This is a genomic window from Paenarthrobacter sp. Z7-10, assembly GCF_026932795.1.
Lineage (GTDB): Bacteria > Actinomycetota > Actinomycetes > Actinomycetales > Micrococcaceae > Arthrobacter_M.
In genome coordinates, this window is record NZ_JADPVH010000001.1 from 33250 (window position 1) to 52823 (window position 19574).

A 19574-nucleotide genomic window follows, 5' to 3' on the forward strand; every position below is an offset into this window, starting at 1 on the left:
GTCAGGCGCAGGGAAGAGTCAATTTCATGATGGTCCCGTCCGGACCGGTACCGGCGATTTCCACGCTCCCCCCAGCGCCGACGGCGATTTCGCGCACCAGCGCCAGACCGATGCCAAAGCTGCGCTGGCTCCCGGTTCCGATGGCGTTTGTCCTGACGAAGCGCTCAAAAATCCGGCTGTGATCCACGCCGCGGATGCCCGCTCCGGTGTCGGAAACCGTCAGGACGCTCTTACTGCCTTGGCGCGATGTGATCACTGTGACGTTCCCGCCCGGTGGAGTGTGGGCTAAGGCGTTGTCCAGCAATGCGACCACGGCTCGGCGCAGGCTGTTTGACTGCAGGCGGGCACGGCAGGGCGCGTCCTGCCGGAACGACAATCCTATGCCGCGGTTGCCCGCAACCTGCTGCAGGTCCGCGACGGCCCTTTCGGCGATCTCCCCGACATCGATCGACTCGATCATTTCGTCGACCGGATCTCCGGCCGCCGCGATCAGCAGTTCCTCGACCGTCGCCGTCAGCGCGGCCGTGTCGGTCCGGATTTGCATGAGGGCGTGACCCAGAGCCGACCCCGGTTCGGTGCGTTGCTGTGCCAGCTGCACCCTCGCATCGAGGATGGTCAGCGGAGTCCGTAATTCGTGGCTGGCGTCCTGAATGAACCTGCGCTGAAGTGCCAACGCATCACCGAGCGGACGAATAGCACTGCGTGCGCTCAGCCAGCCCACCAGCCCGGCGAGGATAATTCCGGCCAGGCCAGCCACGACCATGGCTTCGAGCATGTCCTTGGATTCCACGTAGATTCGGGCTGCAGATGGTCCCTGCGGAGAGGGAACGTCCGGATGCTGGCCCTGATGCAGCATGAATACGGCCGCGGCAATGATCACGGCAATGACCATCACGGCGCAGGCAACCGTGATCCGTGTCCCTACCTTGAGGGCGGCCTTGCGGAGGGCCGTGTAGTCCGGGCTTACGCTCATGCGCTTGGGTCCCCAATCTGATATCCGACACCATGGACAGTTCGGACGATGGTTTTAGAAATTTTCCGGCGCAGGTAATGCACATAAGTGTCGATCACCCCCGGGTGGTCCGTCGGGTGGAACAGCGTTCTGACAAGTTCATCCCGGCCGAAGACCCGGTCCGGTTCCCCGGCCAAGACAGCCAGCAGTTCCGATTCTTTGGCGGTCAAAGAGACACGACGGCCATAGCTGGAGCGTGCCGATCGAGAGGCCGCGTCGAACTCCCACTCACCCACGGTAAGCGCTCCGCTGGCTGCGGCGTAGGTGCGGATCAGGGCCCGCAGGCGTGCACGCAACTCGGCTGCGTCGAACGGTTTGGTGACATAGTCGTTGGCGCCGGCATCCAGCCCTGACACCTTTTCCTCGATCGTGCCGGAGGCGGTAAGAATGAGCGCCGGAGTTACGATCCCCTTGCGCCGCAGCGCCGCTATCAAGGACACCCCGTCCAGCACCGGCAGACCACGGTCAATCACCATCACATCCCAGCCGCCAGTCAGGCCCAGATGCAAGCCCTTCTGGCCGTCACCGGCAAGTTGGACGCGGTAGTCGTCTTCCAACAGCTCGGCGATCAGGGGACCCAGGACCGCGTCATCCTCAACCAGCAGCAGGGACGGCCGCTCATTATCGGTACTCATGCACTCTATTCTCCCGCGGCGCCAGCCCGCTTCTTGCGCCGGCTGCGGAGAAACTCAATGCCCCACGGCAGAACGGAGATCAGGACCATGATCACAGCGATCACGTCGATGTTCTTGGCGATGACATCAAACCTGCCCAACCACGTTCCCAGCAGCGTCACCGATACCGCCCAGCCGAGGGCTCCCACGGCGTTCCACGCGGTGAAGGCCTTGTACTCGTAGCGGGCAATACCGGCAGCCAGCGGGGCAAAAGTGCGGACCACGGGCACGAACCGGGCCAGCACGATTGCAGCGCCACCGCGGCGGGCGAAGAAGGCCTCCGTCCGCTCCAGGTAGGCGGTCTTGAGGACCTTCGCGTCGTCTTTAAACCAGCGTCTGCCGAATCGGCGTCCCAGCATATAACCCACCTGGTCACCGGCGATAGCAGCAACTGTGACCACCCCGATCAGGACCGGAAGTGTGAGGTTCAGCTGCTGGTGCAGCAGCCCGGCCGTGAAGAGCAGCGAATCCCCGGGCAGGAACGGGAACAGTACTCCGGATTCGATAAACACCAGGAGCGCCACTACAGCCAGCGTGGCCGGGCCTAACCCGCTGAGCAGCGTGGCGGGATCGAAGATTGGCGGCAGCCCAGTGGGTGCGGACATGGCGACAGCGAGATGAACAGCGTGCAAAAGGCGCTCCTTAGCGGTTGGGGCTCGACCCGACGGGGCCAAAGCGGGCCAGTAGCGGAATCCGCGTCAGCAGCACCAACGCATACCGGTTCCACAACCCCGCAAATAAAATCACAGCGGCCGAAGAAGCCAAGAACGATGCAACCACGTCAGTGGGGTAATGGACTCCCACGTAGACGCGGGACCACGCCACAACGAGTGCCACGATGGGACCTGCAATGGCCGCGGTCCTGGACCAGCGGGTATTCCGGGCGATAAAGAACACGGCAAAGGCCAATGCCACCGCAAAGGCAACGTGTCCGCTGGGAAAGCTGTTCGATCCGGTTTCCGGTGCCAGCGGATCCAACAGCAGTGCCTGGTTGGGCCGCTGGCGGGCGATGATCAACTTGAAAATCTCGCTGGCCACCCAGCCCAACGACGCAACTGCACCAAAGGCGATGGCGTTCACCGGCGACCGCCGCACCACCAGCAGGTACAACGCCACCAGAATAATGATCGGCACGCCCACCAATGGAGCGAACAGATAGTTAATCGTCATCGCGATACCCGTCAGGAGAACTTCGTGGTGTCGGCTCAACTCCTGGTCCACACTAAACTCATTGGCGCTGAACCCAGGTGTCCATTTTGCGCTCAAACCCAGCGCCAGGTCCGCTCCGGCCAATACCAACGCCCATAGGACCCATAGCCGGGCCTGTGGCAGGACGCGCAATCGGGTTCGCGGATCGGAACGGGTGTCGGTCTTCGGACCGCTCTCGGCGGGTGAGCTGTGCATGAAATCTCCGGGATCGGGTGCATCGCGGTCAGACAACCGCCTTTTACACTCTGTCCCACTGCCTCTAAGGATTCCCTAAGATTGCATCGAAGGCCTGGTGGTTGCTGTCGGTGCGGTCGCCGGGGAAGGAGTTGGCTCGGCCTTCCGCGGCACGGACGGCACCGCAGCGATGGAACAGATTTGGACGGCAATAGCGCCGGCTTCCATTTCCGTCTCGGTTCCCAGCGTGGCCCGGATTTCCGCGGCAATGCGGCGGGCCAGTTCCGGTGCCGGTACGTCGCCGCTGGCTCCAACGCGGATTCGGACATGGGCGGTGGAGCCGTCCATGCGCAGGCGAACCAGCTCCGGTTCCGGTGCGGACGTGCCGGGGGCCATTACAGCGCCGAGGCGATTCATCGGTGCCCGCCAGGCAGGATCCGCCGGATAAACGGCTGCCACGCCCGGGACCGAGAGGACCAGTCGGTGTAGTTGGTCTGCGGTGCTCATGGAGCGGTCCCGTTCCCTTTGCTGCCCGGGGAAACCACCCCGAGGTCAGTGATGGCGATGTCAATATCGTCGACGTTCAGCTCCGTGTGCCTGGCGAGCGCCTGCGCCAGAGTTTGGCGGAGCGTGTTCGCCAGGTCGGGGAGACGCTCGCCCCAGAGCGCAGTGACGTTCACTTCGATTCCAATGGGTGCACCCGGTGTTTCAAGGTTCCCGTTGAACCGGCATTTACCGATGGTTGCACCATGAACGGTGTCCCCGATAGTCCGGATCAGGGCGACGACGGCGCCTTCCGTCTCCGAGAGGTCATCGTCGGGGTGGGCACCGGCCAGCGCGATGCTGCGCCCGGCTTTGGTCTCCAGTCTGAGATTGTCCATGATGCTGCGGAACCAAGGTTCATCCGTGCTGCCGGCTTGGTGCAGGTCGCTCTCGAGCAGTTGGCCGGTGAGGGTGTGGAGCCGGCGCAGCGCGGCCAGGGCAGCCTGGCACTGAGGGCAGTTGTCCATGTGCAAACTGTCCGGGGATGAACCGGCGGAAAGGTAGTCGCTGAGTTCTTCCAGAGTCCGGCCGCAGCCGGGGTCGAGGGCGTCCGGTGTCACTGCCAGGCCTCCATTTCCTTCAGTAGGGTCGCTCGTGCCCGGGAGAGACGGCCCCGGACGCTATCGGAGGTGATGCCCAAGGTGCGGGCGATCTCCTCATAGGACTGGTTCCCCATTTCCTTCAGGACCCAGCAGTGGCGTTGCTCCTCCGGCAACCGCGCCAGCGCGGCGGTGAGCGCTGTCATCCCCGTCGCCGTCAATGCTGCCGTTTCAGGGGTGGGTGCCGGATCGGCGGGATCTTCCACAGCATCAATGCTCGTGGTGCTCTTTCGCCGGCGAACCAGGTTGATCGAAGCGTTGGCGGTGATCCGCATCATCCAGCCGCGGACGGCATTCGGTTCACTCAGGTCGCCGAGTTTGGTCCAGGCCTGCAGCAGGGATTCCTGGACCGCGTCGTCGGCGTCAGCGAAGGATCCGGTGATGCGCCGGGCATAGCCACGCATGGCCGGAGCATAGCGCCGGGCCAGAACTTCAAACGCCTTGCTGTCCCCGTCCGAGGCGCGCTCGGCAAGAAGTCCGTCGGCCGCCGAGGAGAGGGCGTCCGCGGTCAGGGGTGGGGCAGTCAAGTCGGGTCCTTCCCGTCGATGCGTAAGTCCGGGTCGCTCCTGAGCGAAGCCGTCGGGACGCGTTCGGCTGAGGATTCCGTGGACGCGTTCGGCTGAGGGTTCAGTGGACGCGTTCGGCGCCGGTGAATCTGGAGCGCAGTCCAGAGTTTATTCGGACCAGGACAGGAACCTGAATGCCCAGGAGCTCGTCGAGGCCCCGAACAGTTTCCTCCGCCGCGTCGGTGACCTGGCGTGGCGAGGAACCTTTGCGCGCCTGGATGGCGATCCGCAGCCCGTCCGCCTGCTTGACCTTCCAAGCGCTCACGTTGGCGCTGAGCACTTGGTCATTTTCCTCCAGCGCATCCCGGATCGCCCGCGTCGCCAGCGATGCCTCGATCGTCGTCGAGCCGGCCGCATTTCCGCTGCCATCGGCGGCACTGCCCGCGGAGCTGTCGCGGCTGCCGATGCGGCCGGAGCGTCCTCCGCCCTGGGAGAAAATCCAGCACAACAGCAGAACAACCGCGACGACCAACAGCGCCAAGGCTGCGATCGTCCACCAGCTGACGTCGAAACTTCCGATCGGAACGGACCTGATCTGTGCCAAGGTCCAGGCCCACGCCGTGGCCCCGTTGCTGGACCAGTCCGCGGCGAATGATGGAGTGGCCCCTGCCGCGGCGGTGATGGCCCCGGCGGCGATCAGGATCAGGCCCAACAGGGCCAGCAGCAGGCGGTTAAGCCCACGATGGGTGCCGTTCATACGCCTAACGCCCCTTTCTGGCTGATGATGATCTTCACTTTCGGTTCCGGCGTCAGTTCGTAACCGGAGAGTTCATTCTGCACCGCAGCGCGCACGGCTTCCTCGTCAATGCCAATTCCGGAGGTCCGGTGGATCAGGACGTCTATGCTGTGCCGGCTGATGCGCGTGCTGACTTGTTCGGGTACCAAGGCGGCGGTGTTGCGTGCGGTGCGGGACACGGCGGCGGCGATCACCTCATCGTCGACGACAACGGCGTTACGGTCGCTGGCGAGGGTGTGCCTGCCACGGTTGCCGGGCAGCAAGGCCAGCAGCAGCAGGATCAGCCCGATCAGGGCCAGACCCACTCCGGCAGCGATCATGCCCGCCGGCAGCGTTGCCTGCGGCAGTCCAACCAGCCAGGCTCCGATCTGCGGCGGCGAGGCCAGCAACGGCTTTCTCCCCGTCATGGACAGCACCGTTTCGGTTCCCAGCCAAAGCAGGACAAGGATCGTCACGACGGCGGTGACCACTGCGGCGGTGGCGCGGGAGGAATGCGTTTCCCGACGGACCAGGCGGCGGGTATGGGCAGCGGTGCTCATTGGACCTTCTCCTGACGCCGCGGATGGATTCCGGTCAGCCGGATATCTATCCGGCCGACGTCTGATCCGGTGAGCCGGGTGACCTGATCATGAACGGTGCTGCGGGCTGTGTCCGCACGGTCAAAGGCGTTGCCGCCGTTGCCTCGGACCTCCTCCGGGTGCCGGGCCGCCTGTAGCAGGGTCGGAAGGACGATGGGAACCCACAGCGTAATTCCCAGCCGACCGCCGTCGTCCTGCACCTTCGCCTTGACCTCCATGCCGGGAACACCGAACGCCTGCGCTGCAACAGCGCGGACCGTGTTGGTCAGCGCACTGGTGCTGATCCGGGTATGGCCCAGGCGGGCCTTGGCCGCGTTGTTCCCGTCGTACCTGGCTGACCGCCGGCCGGTGGAAAACGCCGCCGGCACGGAGGCGGTCATGACGATGAGCGCTTGCCGCGCAGGGCGTCCATGACGCCTCCGATGTCCAGACGCCCTTCGGCCGCGCGGCCAATGACGGCACCGATAATCATGAACAGTGCCACCAGCAGGAAACCCCAAAAACCGAATACCAAGGCAGAGATGGCGAGCGTGGCGCCAATGGCGATGCCCGAAACTGTTGGACTCATGAGACTCGTGTCTCCCTCTTCTCGATGTCCTTCTGGTCCGCCACATCACTGGCGCGCGTGTCGTCAGTGGGGATGTGCACGTCCGTGATGCTGATGTTCACCTCGGTCACTTCAAGTCCCACCAAATCTTCCACGGCGGCGTAGACGGCGTCCCGGACGGCACCGGCAACTTCCTGCAGCGGGTGCGGATATTCCACGATTAGCGTCACATCCACCGCAGCCTGGGTCTTGCCGACTTCAACGCTGATGCCCTGGGCCACATCACTTTGCCCGATGGCATCGCGCAGGGACCCCAGCGCGCGCGCCGCTCCGCCGCCAAGGGCGAAGACGCCGGGAATGTTTCGGGTAGCGATGCCGGCGATTTTGGCGACGACGGCGTCGGCAATGGTGGTGTCGCCATGGCCTTGGCCGGCAGGAGTCTTGTGCGCGGCGGCGGCGGCCGACGACGGCAGGGGGGTCTTGGCGGTGGTGGACGGGGTCTGGGGCTGATTGGTCAAAACACTCACTCCTGAATCGGATCGGTCGGGCATCGGTTGATGTCCACACAGTTAAGATGCTGCGGGCGCGGAAAACCTCACGCCCAATAGATGGTGATCTGTCTCACACGGCACGGCGCGGTCAGCCGGGCGGTCCGGACACTGGGCCGTGGCGCACCCTCCCGGGTGCGCGCTTGCATCCGATGTGCTTCCCTTCCATCAGTGCCCGCCTCCACGAGTGCTCGGGCTGGGCATGGTTCATTGTTACCCGCCGCCCGCACCATGCGCCAGAGCTTCCGGCAGGCGGGCCGGGGAGCTGCGCCTTCGCCGTGCAGATCGCTGCTTCGAAGCTCTCGCCGGTGCCAGGCGTAGGCTGGAGTTATCCGCGGGGGGCGGGTACCCGTCATTCTTCGAAACTGGACTCTGGCGTCTGCTTCCGCCTCCGCCATACGGGGCCGGGGGTTCCAGCGGCGGACTACGTCGTGGAATGACTCTTTTGGAATGGGGCCCGTCGTGGCCGCTGAACTCACCGACGCTTCTTTTATCAGGTATCTCCAAGATTTAATGCTGGAAAGCGATGACGTCGCGGACTTCCTCACGGGACTGGCCCAGCAGGCCGCCCAGTCGCTGTCCAAGGGCGGTGGTGAGGTTCTGTGTGGGGTTACGCTGCTGCGTGAGCGGCAGGCCGCAACGGTGGCCAGCAGCAGTGCACGGGCCAGGTACATGGACGAAATCCAATACAACTTCGGTGATGGTCCCTGCCTGACGGCGTCCCGGGAACAGCTCACGATCAGCGTCCCAGACCTGCGCCGTGAGGACCGTTGGCCGGACTACGCCGACGCTGTACTGCAGCACGGCATACGCTCGGTGCTGGCCGTGCCGTTTGATCTTGCCGACGAAGCCCGGGCCGCCCTGAACTTATACTCCACCCGGTGGGATAACTTCACTGATCACGATATTGAGCTGGCGGAGGGCATCGTGGCCCAAACGTCCAAGGCGCTCCGGCTGGTTGTCCGCTTCGCGGCCCGCACGGAGACCGCCACGCACCTGAAATCCGCGATGGAGTCCCGCACCACCATCGACTTGGCGGTTGGCATCATCATGGCCCAAAACCGCTGCAGCCAGGGCGAAGCGGTCGAAATCCTTAAGTCGGCCTCCAGCAGCCGCAACATCAAACTCCGCGACATTGCGGCCACACTGGTCAACTCCATCAGCCCGGAAGCGGCCAACACCCACTTCGACCATTGACTTAACCTCCGGCAGCCGCGCGGGCGACCAAGATAGAGGTCCTTGCGGTACCAGCGCGTCCCCTCCTAGGTCGGGCCGTCCTGCATTGCCCCAAAGCAATTGAAGCGATAACGTTTAAAACGGCTTAGCAGAAGGCCGTGGACCCTTCATCAGTGAAAGTACTCCATGGATCACAAACTTCGGGTTATCGTCCGGCTGGAGATGGGTTCTCCCCTCACTCACGCCCGGCACATCCAGGCGGTGGCAGCATGACAACGGCCTTCGACGTCGGCCCCAGTATCGATCCGGTCGATATGGGCCAGGAGCTGTTAGAAACGTCCTCCGAGGATTTGCTCGATCTGTCCGACCGCCTCTTCCGCAAACTCGACACCGCCGACCCCGCGCTGGAGGTCTGGGATCAATATGACGCCTTGACGGCGGAATTGGAGCGCCGGGCGGGCAAGGATGCCTCAACGGACAACCCCGCGGGAGTGGCCAGGGGTGCCGGAGATGGCGATGCTCCGGAAGCGGACGTGGCCGGTGGCCCGGAACAGGCTCTCAACCCCGAGACCTAGGATCTGCGGCTCAAAGCCCGTTCCCCCAGCGGGTGGCAATGGCGCGGCGCCGCTCCGGCTCAGACTGTGCTGGTCAGCAGGTGCTGGTCAGACAGTGCTGGCGGCGAAGTCGTAGTCGAGTCGAGGCAGCCGGGGGTGCCACGCGTTCTCCCCGGGCTTGCCGATATTGACCACCATAAAGGTCCTGCGGTTTCTGCCCTGATGGAATTGAGCATCGATTCCGGCGGCATCGAAACCACCCATCGGGCCGGCGGCCAGTCCGACCGCCCGAACCGCCATGACAAAGTAGGCGGCCTGCATGTGAGCGTTATTGTTACCCATCACTGCGCGCAGTTCATCGTTGCCATCGAACATTGCCTTGCGCTCGGCGGCGTGCGGAAAGAAGGTAGGAAACTGCTCGTGCCAGTCGCCATCGAAACTCAGCACAGCCACCAACGGTGCGGCGGCCGTCTTGGCTTTGTTTCCCTCCGCCATGTGGAACAGCAGCCGTTCCCGAGCCTCGGGGGAGGTGACCCAGGTGATGCGCAAGGGCTGGATGTTCATGGCGGTCGGGCCCATTTTGGTCAATTCGTAAATGGCGCGCATCTGCTCCTGCGTCACCGGTTCGTCCGTGAAGGTATTGGCGCTGCGGGCTTCGAGGAAGAGAGTGTCGACGGCGCCGGGGTCCAGGACCAGCTCATCGGTCAGGTTCGATTCCGGGGCGCTTTCGATGCTCACGTGGTGTCCTTAGGATGCAGGTTTGAAGTTTCCCCCGCCGCTTTGCCCAGATCAGCGGCAAACCAGCGCTCTATTCCTGCGAACGCGGGCCAGCGCTGCATCCATCCCGTCCCGGGTGTGATTGCGCCCACGTTACTCTCGCAGCGTCGTCAGCTGCAGCTGCCGCGGACAATCAGCTGGCAGGGAAACTCCAGCCGACGCGCCGGCAGCCCCGGGGACGCAATCCGCTGCAGCAGCATTCTTGTTCCGGCCCTGGCCATCTCCCGGCTGGGTTGGCGCACCGTGGTCAAATCGAAGGACTGCCAGGACGCCATTTCGACGTCGTCGTATCCAACGATCCAGCACCCGTCGCCGCCGGCATCCCGGTGGGCCCGGAGAGCGTCAATGGCGCCGAAGGCCATGTAGTCATTGGCACAGAAAACAGCATCGGGGCAGCCGGGTCCGGCGAGCAGGCCCCGCATGATTTCCGCACCGACGTCGTGCGAAAAATTGCCGGGAAATCTGAATCGGTCCGGAACCGGATGTCCCTGCTCCGCCATCCGCAGCAGAAAGCCGGCCTCGCGGTCCCGCGAGGTGCTGGCCGCCGGTGTCCCGCCGATGAAAGCCGGGCGAAATTTTCCGTTCTGAACCAGGAAATCAGCCACCGCGGCGCCACCGGCCAGGTTGCTGCTGGTCACCTGATCGCAGTCCAGGCCATCCACCATGCGGTTTATCAGTACAATCGGGCTTTGCCGCTGGACTGCAGCCTGCAGTTCGAGCGAGTCTTCGGTTGCCGTGGTGAAAATGACTCCATCCACTGCATGCTCGCGGATGGCTTTGAGGGCATCGGAGTGGCTGCCGCCGCCCGCATTCCAGATCACGGCGCGGTAACCGGCTGCATCGAGTTCGCGGGTCAGCTCGTCCAGGACCTCCGGATAAAAAGGATTCGTCAGGTCCGCGACGACGACTCCTACGGTGTTGGTCCGGCGGGTTTTCATGGCCTGCGCGCCGGCGTGTGGAACATATCCGAGGGTTGCCATCGCGGCGTGGACTTTGGCCGCCGTCGCCGCCGACAACTTTGATGACGAAGAGATGGCACGGGAGACTGTCGCCTGCGACACCCCGGCCAGTTCTGCCACGTCCCTGCTGGTGACCACGGCCGCTGTCCTTTCTCCCGGAAACGTTCGACGTCTTGCCGGTTAGCAATGTATACGTATACAGTAAGCGATTAATTACGTCCGGACCGGAAGTGAGCGGCTTGCCCGTTCCTTCCGAGACGCCCGGCGGATCGAACCCTGATGAAATTGGAAGGCAGCCATGCCCACCGCAGCAACCATCGGTTCCACCGTTCCCTCCAAGTGGCTTAAATCGCCGGTCGGGGACAGCGCTGCCCGGGGCAGCACGCCGGAAGTGCGGGCCACGGTGGAGGCCGTGATCGCGGATATCCGGGCCCGGGGCGACGCGGCGGTGCGCGAGTACTCCGAAAAATTCGACAAGCATGCGCCGGAGTCATTCCTGTTGACCCAACAGCAGCTGGACGACATTCTGGCACGGGTGCCGCGGCAGGTGATCGAGGACATCAAGTTCGTTCAGGAACAGGTGCGCAGGATGGCGCAAAAGCAGCTCGAATCCCTTTCCGACTTCGAAATCGAAACGCTGCCCGGTGTCCTGCTGGGTCAAAAGAACATCCCGGTCCAAGCCGCGGGCGCCTACGTGCCGGGCGGGAAATACCCGCTGCTGGCCAGCGCCCACATGACCATCATCACCGCGAAAGTTGCCGGCGTGGCGCGGGTCGCGGCGTGCACTCCGCTGATCCAGGGTGAGGTGCCGGACGCCACCATTGCCGCGATGCACCTGGCCGGGGCGGACGAAATATATCTTTTGGGCGGGATTCAGGCGGTCGCGGCCATGGCGGTTGGCACCGAGACCATCGCACCGGTCAACATGCTGACCGGCCCCGGGAACGCGTTCGTGGCCGAGGCCAAGCGGCAGCTTTTCGGGGAGGTCGGGATCGACCTGTTCGCTGGCCCCACGGAGGTTCTCATCGTTGCCGATGAATACGCCGATCCGTTCATTGTGGCCGTGGACTTGCTCTCGCAGGCTGAGCACGGCCCGGATTCCCCCGCGGTGCTCATCACCACCAGCGAGGGCCTGGGGCGCCGGGTTCTGGAGCATGTTGAAACGCTGCTGGTGGACATGCCGACCAGAGACTACGCCGGGCCGGCCTGGCGGGACTGGGGCGCGGTCCAGGTTGTCCAAAACCTCGATGACGCCTACGCCCTCGCGGACGAGTACGCCTACGAGCACGTCCAGATCCTGACGCAGAACCCGCGCGAGGCGCTGGAGCGGATGACGCATTATGGTGCGCTGTTCCTGGGCGAGGGAACCTGCGTCTCCTACGGGGATAAAGTGATCGGAACCAACCACGTTCTGCCCACCCGGGGTGCGGCCCGCTACACGGGGGGCCTGTGGGTGGGAAAGTACCTGCGGACCGTCACGTACCAGGAGGTTACCAGCACGGAATCCAGCGCCTTCCTTGGGGAGCTGTGCGGACGGGCGGCCCGGGTGGAACGCTTTGAAGGCCACGCGCGCTCAGGGGACGTGCGGGCAGCGAAGTACCGGCGCACCGGCGTGCCGTGGTCGACGCACGAATTCGGGAACGAGGACTAGGGCAACCGTGGTCAATTTCGGTCTCGATGGAAAACAGATCCTTGTCACAGGCGCGGGCCGCGGGCTTGGCCGTGCCATTGCCGATGCCCTGACCGGCCTGGGTGCGACCGTCTACGGTACGAGCCGGACGGCGGCCGGCGCCCAGGCCATTGCAGAACGGCTGGGAACTCCGGCGCAGGTCCTCGACGTGGCCGAAACCGCTTCCCTGGCCACCTTCGTTGACGAGCTGGATCAGACCAGCGGCGGCATCGACATGCTGGTGAACAACGCCGGCATCAACATTCCCAAACCTGCCACCACGCTGACCGAAAACGACTGGGACAGCGTGTTCGGCACCAACCTCAAGGGACCCTTCTTCCTCTCCACCGCCCTGGCCCGCAGCTGGCTGACCAGCGGCAGGCGCGGAGCCATCGTGAACATCGCCTCGCAGGCGGGCATGGTGGCCATCGAAGACCGCGCAGCCTACGGCACCAGCAAGGCCGGATTAATCCATCTAACCAAAAGCCTGGCACTGGAATGGGCCGCTGCGGGCATCCGGGTCAACGCCGTTGCCCCAACTTTTGTGCGGACGGAACTGACCGAATCCACTTTGAGCCAACCTGGCCGGGCGGCCGAACTGCTGGACCGGATTCCGCTGGGCCGCTTCGGGGAACCCGAGGACATTGTCGGCGCCGTGGCATTCCTGCTCGGCGACGCCGCCGCGCTGATCACCGGCCATACCTTGACCATCGACGGCGGCTACACCATTCACTGATAGTAATCGGGGACGCCCGTCCCCGATCCAACCCGAGGACCCAGATGCCACTCACCCCAAAACCGGCAGCAGCGGGCGTTCCCGCCGCCGGCACGCAGCGGAAAACCCTGATCCAGAAATTCACCGATCTGTGCGTGCGCTACGTCGAACGCTTCATGCCGGACCCGTTCCTGTTTGCCGTCATCCTCATCCTGCTCGTGGTGGTCATGATCCTGCTGTGGGTCCCGAATGCGTCAGGCACAGGGATTCTGACGAGCTGGTACCAGGGCGTTTGGGGAACCAATAACATCTTCACCTTCGCCCTGCAGATGGTGCTCATCCTGGTCAGCGGCTACACCCTGGCCGAAGCTCCGGCCGTGAAAAAGGGGCTTATCTGGCTCGCGTCCAAACCGCGGAACCAGGTCGAGGGTGCGCTGATGTGCTTCGGCGCCGCCGCCGTCGCCAACGTGCTCAATTGGGGTCTTGGCCTGGTGGTCGGTGCTCTGCTGGGCCGACGGATTTTCGCCCGGCTTTCCAACGCCAACTTCGGTTACATGGTGGCGGCCGGGTACATGGGCTACATGCTGTGGACCAATGGGCTCTCCAGCTCCATCGCTTTGGCCAACACCGATCCGAGCAGCAAACTCAACGTAATCTACACGCTGACACATCAACTGGTTCCGCTGAACCTGACCATTCTCCAGCCCTACAGCTACGTCACGGTGCTGGTAGCAGTGGTGGCGCTGGCCCTGCTGATCTGGAAAATGGCCCCCCAGCAGACCGACGACGTCGACCGGGAGGCGCTGCTCGCCGCCGAGTCGACGGTGCCGGCGGTGCCGGTGCCGGTCAAGGGCGTCCGCCGGACCTTCGCCGAACGTCTGGAGGGGCTGTGGATCCTCAACGTCCTGCTGTTCCTGGCCGGTGCCACCTATTTCGTCATCAGTGGATTTGCACTGAATATTTCCTCCATGGTGATGCTGTTCACCATCCTCGCCGCACTGCTGCACGGCACACCCATCCGCTTCATCCGCGCCTTCACCGAAGCCGCCAAGACGTGCGGGCCGCTGCTGCTGCAGTATCCGCTGTACGGCGGGATCGTCGGACTTCTCGCCTACGCCCCCGACTCGCACAGCAAACCCCTGCAGACGGTGATTTCGGCAGCCATTGTGGCTGGAGCCAGCGTTGCAACTCTTCCCTTCCTGAACTTCCTCGGCTCCATCGTCATCTCGCTTTTCGTTCCTTCCGGCGGCGGACACTGGGGCGTGCAGGGACCGATCGCGGTCGCGGCCGCACAGCAGCTGGGCCAGACCTCGCCGGAGTACCTGGGCAAGATCTCCATGTCCGTGGCCGCCGGGGAAGCCGTGGCCAACATGATCCAGCCGTTCTGGCTGCTTCCCGTGCTGGCCATTGCCAAACTCAGCGTCCGCAAGGTGATGGGCTACACGGTGGCCGCTTTCCTGGTGGGCTTCGTGATATTCGGCGTGGCGATGCTGATCGCACCGCATGTCTGACCCGCAAACTCCTCCCGGGGCGCCGCCGTCCACGGAGGATTCCCCCGGGCTGGCCATTCTGGCCGCAGTCGCTGCGGGCAGATCCAGCGTCGCCGAGGTGGCCGAGAGTCGGCTGCAGGACATCCGCAGCAAGGACGCTCAGATCCACGCCTTCGTCCACCTGGACCCCGAGGCCGTCCGGGCCGCAGCATCGGAACAGGACAATATGGGAGGCGCAGCGGCGAATCGGCCGCTGCATGGGCTGCCCATCGGCATCAAGGATCTGATGGACACGGCGGATCTGCCCACCGAATACGGGTCGCCGCTGCACACCGGGCATCGGCCGGACTCCGATGCCGCCGTCGTGCGAAGTCTGCGCGAAGCGGGTGCGCTGATTATGGGCAAAACCGTCACCACCGAATTTGCGTTGTTCCACCCGGGCCCGACACGTAATCCAGAAGACCTGCAGCGAACCCCCGGTGGATCATCCAGCGGCTCGGCTGCGGCGGTCAGTGCGGGCATGCTGCCGGTTGCTCTCGGCACCCAGACCGCCGGCTCAATCACCCGCCCGGCCTCGTTCTGCGGAATCGTCGGCTTCAAGCCAACGTTTGGCAGCATCGACCGAGACGGCGTCCTGCTGGTCAGTGAGACGCTGGACACGGTGGGCATCCTGGCACGCAGCGTGTCCGACGTTTCGGCCGTGTTCGCGGTTATCCGGTCCGATCCGCCGAACCACGCCGCCGTGCCCTACGGCGGCGGACGTCCCGGCGTGCCGGACGACGTGGACCGCGCTGAAGCGCCGCCGACGACGACGACGGCGGCACGGGCGCCGGCGCGGAACGGCACGCGGCTGCGGCTCGGGTTCGCGCGGACGGCGGAGTGGATGCAAGCGGAGGACTCGACCCGGGCAGCGATCGAGGACTACGTGCAAGAACTACGGGCGGCGGCTGGAGACGGCGGTGGGATCGATGTAGTCGACGTTCTCCTGCCCGCGGCCTTCGACGGGTTGACGGCGGCGCAGATCACCGTAATGGAGTTTGAGGCCAGCCGGAACCTGCGCGAACGCTGCGCGGAAGACCCGTCGCTGGTCAGCAACCGGCTGGCTGAGCTGCTTGAGCGTGGTGCCGGGATTAGTGCGGAGGAGTACGGCAGCGCCCTGGAGCTTGCCCAGGCCTGCCGCCGGCAGTTGCCCACCCTCTTTGCCGACATCGACGCCCTGTTGGTTCCCGCCGTGCGCGGTGAGGCCCCGCTGTTCGAGGACGGAACGGGGGATCCCTTGTTCGCGCGCTGCTGGACCCTGCTGCACTGTCCCACGATTTCACTGCCGCTGCTGACCGGTCCGTCCGGGCTGCCGATTGGGCTCCAGCTGGTGGCTGACCTGAATGACGACGACCGCCTGCTGGCGGTCGCCGGCACCCTGATGGACCGTCGTCGTCCTACTCCACGCCGCGGATCCTGACGACGAAAACCGCACCCAAAAGGCCGATGACGGCGGCCACTACGTAGAGAGTGACGTAACCGCCGAGGAACTGCACGAGCGGAAAGGCGACCAGCGGCGCCAGCACCTGGGGAAGCGAATTGGCGATGTTGATGACGCCGAGGTCGCGGCCACGGCTGACCGCGGACGGCAGGACTTGGGTGAGCAAGGCGAAATCCACGGCGAGATAGGCGCCGTAACCGATGCCGAGCACTGCCGCTCCCACCATCGCACCGGTCCAGGTGGGCAGAAATGCCAGGATGAGCGAAGCCAACGCAATAATGGCCGATGATCCCATCACGAACGGCTTGCGCTTGGCCGTCCGGTCCGACCACAGTCCGCCGAGAACGGCGGTGATGAGTGTGGTGCAGGCGTAAATGCCGGTCAGAATGAAGACGCCTGTATTGGCGTCGGAGTAATGGACTTTGTCCTGGAGGAAGTAGAGCAGGTACAGCGTGACCATGTGGTTGCCGAGGTTGACCAGGAACCGGGTCAGCCACGCCCATCCGTAATCTGGATAGCGTCGTGGCGAAACCCAGAAGCCGCGCAGGAACGAACTCCAGCTCCAGGGCGGGCGCTGGAACGGAAACAGGCGATCTTCGCGGGCACCGAAGAGGTACATCAGCACACCGAGCAGCAGCGCGGCGGCACATACGGCGTAGCCGAGGGCAAAATTCCCTCCCACGGCGGACGCAACGCCCGCGCCGCCCACAATCCCGAGCACGGTTCCCATCGACGCCAATCCACCGACATTGCCGCGCTGCTGAACCGGGACCCGGTCCGGGACGGCGGCGGTGATGGCGGCGAGGGCGCCATTGCATCCCAGCTGAACGACGGACCACAGGGCCGCCATGGCGGCCGCGCCCGGCGCTCCGGCCAGGCCGAGCAACGCGAAGGTGCCCAGCAAGGCGCCGATCAGCACCCAGGGCACGCGCCGGCCAAAGCGGGAGGTCGTGCGGTCCGAGAAGGCGCCGAACAATGGATTGGCGACAAGGGACACGGCGGCTCCGCAGCCCGTGACCAGCGCCAGAATTGCTTCCTTGTTCTGGGCATCCATAGCCTCGGCCTGGTTGCCCAGCAGGACTTGGATCGGTCCGAAGAACGCCACATTAATGCCGACATTGACCAGCACCACCGAGGTGATCCAGCGCGGGCCGACCCGGACGGCGGGTTCGGTGAAGGCATCCACGGGCGTGTCGTTGGCGTCGGTCCGCGCGGCAGGCGGGCCACCGGACTTTCCGCCGGGCATGTTTCCCGCTGGCCCGTATCCCGACATGTGCCCTGACATGGCAGCCTTCCCGTGCATCCCGGCTGCGAGCGCCCGAGCCGGCTGCGGCTATTCTGGCATCAGCATACCGGGATGACGGGCTGAAATACCGGCAAATGCTGCCGCGGGAATTTTTCGGCTCCCCGCTGTTGCTTCCAGTTGAGGTACGGATCACCCCGGGGGATCAATATTTGCTGATCCCGGACAGGAAATACCCCATATACTTGTTTCACTAAAGCAACTAACCGCAGGGACCTGCCCCAGCCCGGCCATTACAAATTCCGGTACCCCGCACCGCCTTTCCGGCACAAGAACATAGCCTTCCCCGACCTCTCGGAGCCACCATGTCCCATGTGAGCGCACCCGCCCGCAGCACCACCCGCAAAGACCGGACGCCGCAGCTCGGCGAGGCATTCACGCACCGCCAGATCATGACCGTGCTGATCGGGTTGCTGCTGGGAATGTTCCTGGCCTCGTTGGATCAGACCATCGTCTCCAGCTCCATCTACACGATCTCCAATGACCTGGACGGGCTGTCGCTCCAGGCCTGGGCGACGACGGCTTACCTGATTACGTCAACGGTCAGCACTCCGCTCTACGGCAAGCTGTCGGACATCTTCGGCAGGCGCCCGCTGTACGTCATTGCGATCACCATCTTCCTGGCCGGGTCGATTTACGCCGGCAGTGTGCACAGCATGGCTGAATTGGCGGCGGCCCGCGGCATCCAGGGGCTCGGTGCCGGCGGCCTGATGGCCCTGGGACTGGCCATTATCGGTGACATCGTTCCGCTGAAGGACCGGGGCAAATACCAGGGCTACTTCATGTCGGTCTTCGGCGTCAGCTCGGTGCTGGGACCCGTGGTTGGCGGTTTCTTCGCCGGTTCCGCGCAGATTCTGGGCATCGAGGGATGGCGCTGGGTCTTCCTGGTCAACATTCCGATCGGACTGGCGGCCCTGGTGGTCGTCTGGATCTTCCTGCACCTGCCCGCCAAGCACGTCAAACAGCGCATTGATTACTGGGGCGCGGCGGCCGTCACGCTGGCATTGGTGCCGCTGCTGATCGTGGCTGAGCAGGGCCGCAGCTGGGGCTGGGCCTCCGCTGGCTCCTGGCTCTGCTACGGATTGGGGGCCGCCGGCGTGGCCCTGTTCCTGATTGCCGAACGGGCTGCCGGGGACGCGGCCCTGATTCCCCTGCGTTTCTTCCGGATCCCGTCCTTTGGCATCTCCGCACTGCTGAACTTCATCATCGGAATCGGCATGTTCGGGGCCATCGCCATGATCCCGATGTACCTGCAGCTGGTCAAGGGCCTCACGCCGACCCAGGCCGGACTGATGATGATTACCTTCACCATCGGCATCCTGATCGGTTCCGTCTCCAGTGGCCAGACCATTTCCCGCACCGGCACCTACCGGATCTTCCCGATTCTGGGCACCCTGATCCTGGCCGTGTCCTCGCTGGCTCTGGGATTGACGCTGTCCGTGGACACCTCCCTGCTGGTTCCAGCGGGCATTACCATCGCGTTGGGCTTGGGACTGGGCTTCTGCATGCAGCCACTGACGCTGTCCATGCAGATGTCGGTTCCGCCCAAGGACATGGGTGTCGGCACCTCCACGGCCGCCTTCTTCCGCTCGATGGGCGGCACGGTGGGTACTGCCGTCTTCATCTCGCTTCTTTTCAGCAGCGCGGCCTCCAAGATCGTCGGCGCAATGGCGGCCGCGGTGAAAGATCCGCAGTTCCAGGCCGCACTCAAGGACCCTGCTGTGCGGGCCGACCCGGCGAACAGCAAATTCTTTGCGTTCCTTACCAACGGTGCCAACAAGGACTCCCTCAACGACACCAGCTGGCTGCATCAGGCTAATCCAATTCTGACCTTCCCAATCCGTGAGGGCTTCGCCCAGGCCATCGATCTGGTGATGCTGGTCTCGGCCGGGCTCGTGGCCGTCGCCTTCCTGATTACGTTCCTGCTGCCCAAGGCCAAGCTCACTGATTCCGCGCTGGCACCGGCCAAAGGCGCCGGAGCGCCCGGCACAGCTTCGGCTGAAGCCGGAGCGAGCGTCGCGGGCAAGAACGCCGTTGGGCAGTCGGACAAGCAGTCCCATATCGATTCCGCCCGGCATCCGTCCCTGATGGACACCGCTGCCACCGATACCGCAGGTTTGGGGACAGGTGTGATGGATCCGGCCGGAATGGGAGCGGCCGGCGCGGATCGCTCCCGCGCCGAGGCCGCCAGGCACCGGGCTCAGACGCCGGGGCATTAGGAGCGCACCATTGCTGGACGACAAAGCGGTCCTGCCCTCCTACCTG

The 19574-nt window shown here is 64.5% G+C and carries 22 protein-coding genes; 7 read left to right on the forward strand and 15 right to left on the reverse strand.

Going from position 1 to position 19574, the window contains the following annotated elements:
- Position 1: 1 nt before the first annotated feature.
- The 12 genes from IV498_RS00155 to IV498_RS00210 all read right to left on the reverse strand — a co-directional run bounded on the left by IV498_RS00155 (position 2) and on the right by IV498_RS00210 (position 7156).
- Positions 2–973, reverse strand: coding sequence for a sensor histidine kinase (locus tag IV498_RS00155; RefSeq protein WP_269044536.1), 972 nt, complete (start codon positions 971–973; stop codon positions 2–4).
- The gene (locus tag IV498_RS00160; RefSeq protein ID WP_269044537.1) at positions 970–1647 is read right to left on the reverse strand and encodes a response regulator transcription factor; all 678 of its coding nucleotides are present in this window, start codon (positions 1645–1647) and stop codon (positions 970–972) included. Before IV498_RS00160 ends, IV498_RS00155 begins: the two co-directional genes overlap by 4 nt.
- A gap of 5 nt (positions 1648–1652) precedes the next feature.
- Entirely contained in the window at positions 1653–2291 is a 639-nt protein-coding gene (locus IV498_RS00165) for a VTT domain-containing protein (protein ID WP_269044642.1), read from the reverse strand.
- A gap of 37 nt (positions 2292–2328) precedes the next feature.
- Positions 2329–3126: a phosphatase PAP2 family protein gene (locus IV498_RS00170; RefSeq protein ID WP_269044538.1), complete on the reverse strand. Its 798-nt coding sequence runs from the start codon at positions 3124–3126 to the stop codon at positions 2329–2331.
- A gap of 39 nt (positions 3127–3165) precedes the next feature.
- Positions 3166–3576 carry a hypothetical protein gene (locus IV498_RS00175; protein ID WP_269044539.1) on the reverse strand — a complete coding sequence of 137 codons (411 nt, stop codon included), beginning with the start codon at positions 3574–3576 and terminating at the stop codon, positions 3166–3168.
- Positions 3573–4172, reverse strand: coding sequence for an Asp23/Gls24 family envelope stress response protein (locus IV498_RS00180; RefSeq protein WP_269044540.1), 600 nt, complete (start codon positions 4170–4172; stop codon positions 3573–3575). Before IV498_RS00180 ends, IV498_RS00175 begins: the two co-directional genes overlap by 4 nt.
- Complete coding sequence (locus IV498_RS00185; RefSeq protein ID WP_269044541.1) at positions 4169–4738, reverse strand: RNA polymerase sigma factor; 570 nt, start codon at positions 4736–4738, stop codon at positions 4169–4171. Before IV498_RS00185 ends, IV498_RS00180 begins: the two co-directional genes overlap by 4 nt.
- 100 nt (positions 4739–4838) lie before the next feature.
- Positions 4839–5474 (reverse strand): hypothetical protein, encoded by a 636-nt coding sequence (locus IV498_RS00190; RefSeq protein WP_269044542.1) that lies wholly within the window; start codon positions 5472–5474, stop codon positions 4839–4841.
- On the reverse strand, positions 5471–6052 hold the full coding sequence (locus tag IV498_RS00195; protein ID WP_269044543.1) for a DUF6286 domain-containing protein: 582 nt from the start codon (positions 6050–6052) through the stop codon (positions 5471–5473). Before IV498_RS00195 ends, IV498_RS00190 begins: the two co-directional genes overlap by 4 nt.
- Positions 6049–6471, reverse strand: coding sequence for a hypothetical protein (locus IV498_RS00200; RefSeq protein WP_269044544.1), 423 nt, complete (start codon positions 6469–6471; stop codon positions 6049–6051). Before IV498_RS00200 ends, IV498_RS00195 begins: the two co-directional genes overlap by 4 nt.
- A complete protein-coding gene (locus IV498_RS00205) occupies positions 6468–6659 on the reverse strand; it encodes a DUF2273 domain-containing protein (RefSeq protein ID WP_269044545.1) in 192 nt (63 codons plus the stop codon). The genes IV498_RS00200 and IV498_RS00205 overlap by 4 nt, the downstream gene beginning before the upstream one ends.
- Entirely contained in the window at positions 6656–7156 is a 501-nt protein-coding gene (locus IV498_RS00210) for an Asp23/Gls24 family envelope stress response protein (RefSeq protein WP_442951247.1), read from the reverse strand. The genes IV498_RS00205 and IV498_RS00210 overlap by 4 nt, the downstream gene beginning before the upstream one ends.
- Before the next feature lie 543 nt (positions 7157–7699).
- Between IV498_RS00210 and IV498_RS00215 the strand changes: the two genes are divergently transcribed.
- Positions 7700–8383, forward strand: coding sequence for a GAF and ANTAR domain-containing protein (locus IV498_RS00215; RefSeq protein ID WP_269044546.1), 684 nt, complete (start codon positions 7700–7702; stop codon positions 8381–8383).
- Between the two features lie 248 nt (positions 8384–8631).
- Positions 8632–8937: a hypothetical protein gene (locus tag IV498_RS00220; protein ID WP_269044547.1), complete on the forward strand. Its 306-nt coding sequence runs from the start codon at positions 8632–8634 to the stop codon at positions 8935–8937.
- 87 nt (positions 8938–9024) lie between these two features.
- Here the strand turns inward: IV498_RS00220 and IV498_RS00225 are convergent, their stop codons facing one another.
- Together IV498_RS00225 and IV498_RS00230 are read right to left on the reverse strand one after the other, a co-directional pair.
- Complete coding sequence (locus IV498_RS00225; RefSeq protein ID WP_269044548.1) at positions 9025–9654, reverse strand: malonic semialdehyde reductase; 630 nt, start codon at positions 9652–9654, stop codon at positions 9025–9027.
- A 149-nt stretch (positions 9655–9803) separates the two neighbouring features.
- Positions 9804–10790 carry a LacI family DNA-binding transcriptional regulator gene (locus tag IV498_RS00230; protein ID WP_269044549.1) on the reverse strand — a complete coding sequence of 329 codons (987 nt, stop codon included), beginning with the start codon at positions 10788–10790 and terminating at the stop codon, positions 9804–9806.
- A 160-nt stretch (positions 10791–10950) separates the two neighbouring features.
- Between IV498_RS00230 and hisD the strand changes: the two genes are divergently transcribed.
- Genes hisD through IV498_RS00250 form a run of 4 tightly spaced genes read left to right on the forward strand, consistent with a single transcriptional unit; the run spans position 10951 to position 15985 of the window.
- Positions 10951–12303 carry a histidinol dehydrogenase gene (gene hisD / locus IV498_RS00235; RefSeq protein ID WP_269044550.1) on the forward strand — a complete coding sequence of 451 codons (1353 nt, stop codon included), beginning with the start codon at positions 10951–10953 and terminating at the stop codon, positions 12301–12303.
- Positions 12304–12310: 7 nt separating this feature from the next.
- On the forward strand, positions 12311–13057 hold the full coding sequence (locus IV498_RS00240) for an SDR family NAD(P)-dependent oxidoreductase (protein WP_269044551.1): 747 nt from the start codon (positions 12311–12313) through the stop codon (positions 13055–13057).
- 44 nt (positions 13058–13101) lie between these two features.
- Positions 13102–14547, forward strand: coding sequence for a TIGR00366 family protein (locus IV498_RS00245; RefSeq protein ID WP_269044552.1), 1446 nt, complete (start codon positions 13102–13104; stop codon positions 14545–14547).
- Entirely contained in the window at positions 14540–15985 is a 1446-nt protein-coding gene (locus tag IV498_RS00250; RefSeq protein WP_269044553.1) for an amidase, read from the forward strand. The genes IV498_RS00245 and IV498_RS00250 overlap by 8 nt, the downstream gene beginning before the upstream one ends.
- On the opposite strand, the gene IV498_RS00255 is transcribed toward IV498_RS00250, so the two are convergent.
- Positions 15963–17252: an MFS transporter gene (locus tag IV498_RS00255; protein ID WP_442951250.1), complete on the reverse strand. Its 1290-nt coding sequence runs from the start codon at positions 17250–17252 to the stop codon at positions 15963–15965. The two genes, IV498_RS00250 and IV498_RS00255, sit on opposite strands and share 23 nt — an antisense overlap.
- A gap of 362 nt (positions 17253–17614) precedes the next feature.
- On the opposite strand from IV498_RS00255, the gene IV498_RS00260 reads away from it, so the two are divergent.
- On the forward strand, positions 17615–19528 hold the full coding sequence (locus IV498_RS00260; protein ID WP_269044555.1) for an MDR family MFS transporter: 1914 nt from the start codon (positions 17615–17617) through the stop codon (positions 19526–19528).
- Positions 19529–19574: the final 46 nt, after the last annotated feature.

Bases quoted from the DNA above. Each gene is read 5' to 3' on its own strand.
- IV498_RS00155 (WP_269044536.1), bottom strand. From the start codon at position 973: ATGAGCGTAAGCCCGGACTACACGGCCCTCCGCAAGGCCGCCCTCAAG.
- IV498_RS00160 (WP_269044537.1), bottom strand. From the start codon at position 1,647: ATGAGTACCGATAATGAGCGGCCGTCCCTGCTGCTGGTTGAGGATGAC.
- IV498_RS00165 (WP_269044642.1), bottom strand. From the start codon at position 2,291: ATGTCCGCACCCACTGGGCTGCCGCCAATCTTCGATCCCGCCACGCTG.
- IV498_RS00175 (WP_269044539.1), bottom strand. From the start codon at position 3,576: ATGAGCACCGCAGACCAACTACACCGACTGGTCCTCTCGGTCCCGGGC.
- IV498_RS00190 (WP_269044542.1), bottom strand. From the start codon at position 5,474: ATGAACGGCACCCATCGTGGGCTTAACCGCCTGCTGCTGGCCCTGTTG.
- IV498_RS00195 (WP_269044543.1), bottom strand. From the start codon at position 6,052: ATGAGCACCGCTGCCCATACCCGCCGCCTGGTCCGTCGGGAAACGCAT.
- IV498_RS00200 (WP_269044544.1), bottom strand. From the start codon at position 6,471: ATGACCGCCTCCGTGCCGGCGGCGTTTTCCACCGGCCGGCGGTCAGCC.
- IV498_RS00205 (WP_269044545.1), bottom strand. From the start codon at position 6,659: ATGAGTCCAACAGTTTCGGGCATCGCCATTGGCGCCACGCTCGCCATC.
- IV498_RS00215 (WP_269044546.1), top strand. From the start codon at position 7,700: ATGCTGGAAAGCGATGACGTCGCGGACTTCCTCACGGGACTGGCCCAG.
- IV498_RS00220 (WP_269044547.1), top strand. From the start codon at position 8,632: ATGACAACGGCCTTCGACGTCGGCCCCAGTATCGATCCGGTCGATATG.
- hisD (WP_269044550.1), top strand. From the start codon at position 10,951: ATGCCCACCGCAGCAACCATCGGTTCCACCGTTCCCTCCAAGTGGCTT.
- IV498_RS00245 (WP_269044552.1), top strand. From the start codon at position 13,102: ATGCCACTCACCCCAAAACCGGCAGCAGCGGGCGTTCCCGCCGCCGGC.
- IV498_RS00250 (WP_269044553.1), top strand. From the start codon at position 14,540: ATGTCTGACCCGCAAACTCCTCCCGGGGCGCCGCCGTCCACGGAGGAT.
- IV498_RS00255 (WP_442951250.1), bottom strand. From the start codon at position 17,252: ATGCCCGGCGGAAAGTCCGGTGGCCCGCCTGCCGCGCGGACCGACGCC.
- IV498_RS00260 (WP_269044555.1), top strand. From the start codon at position 17,615: ATGTCCCATGTGAGCGCACCCGCCCGCAGCACCACCCGCAAAGACCGG.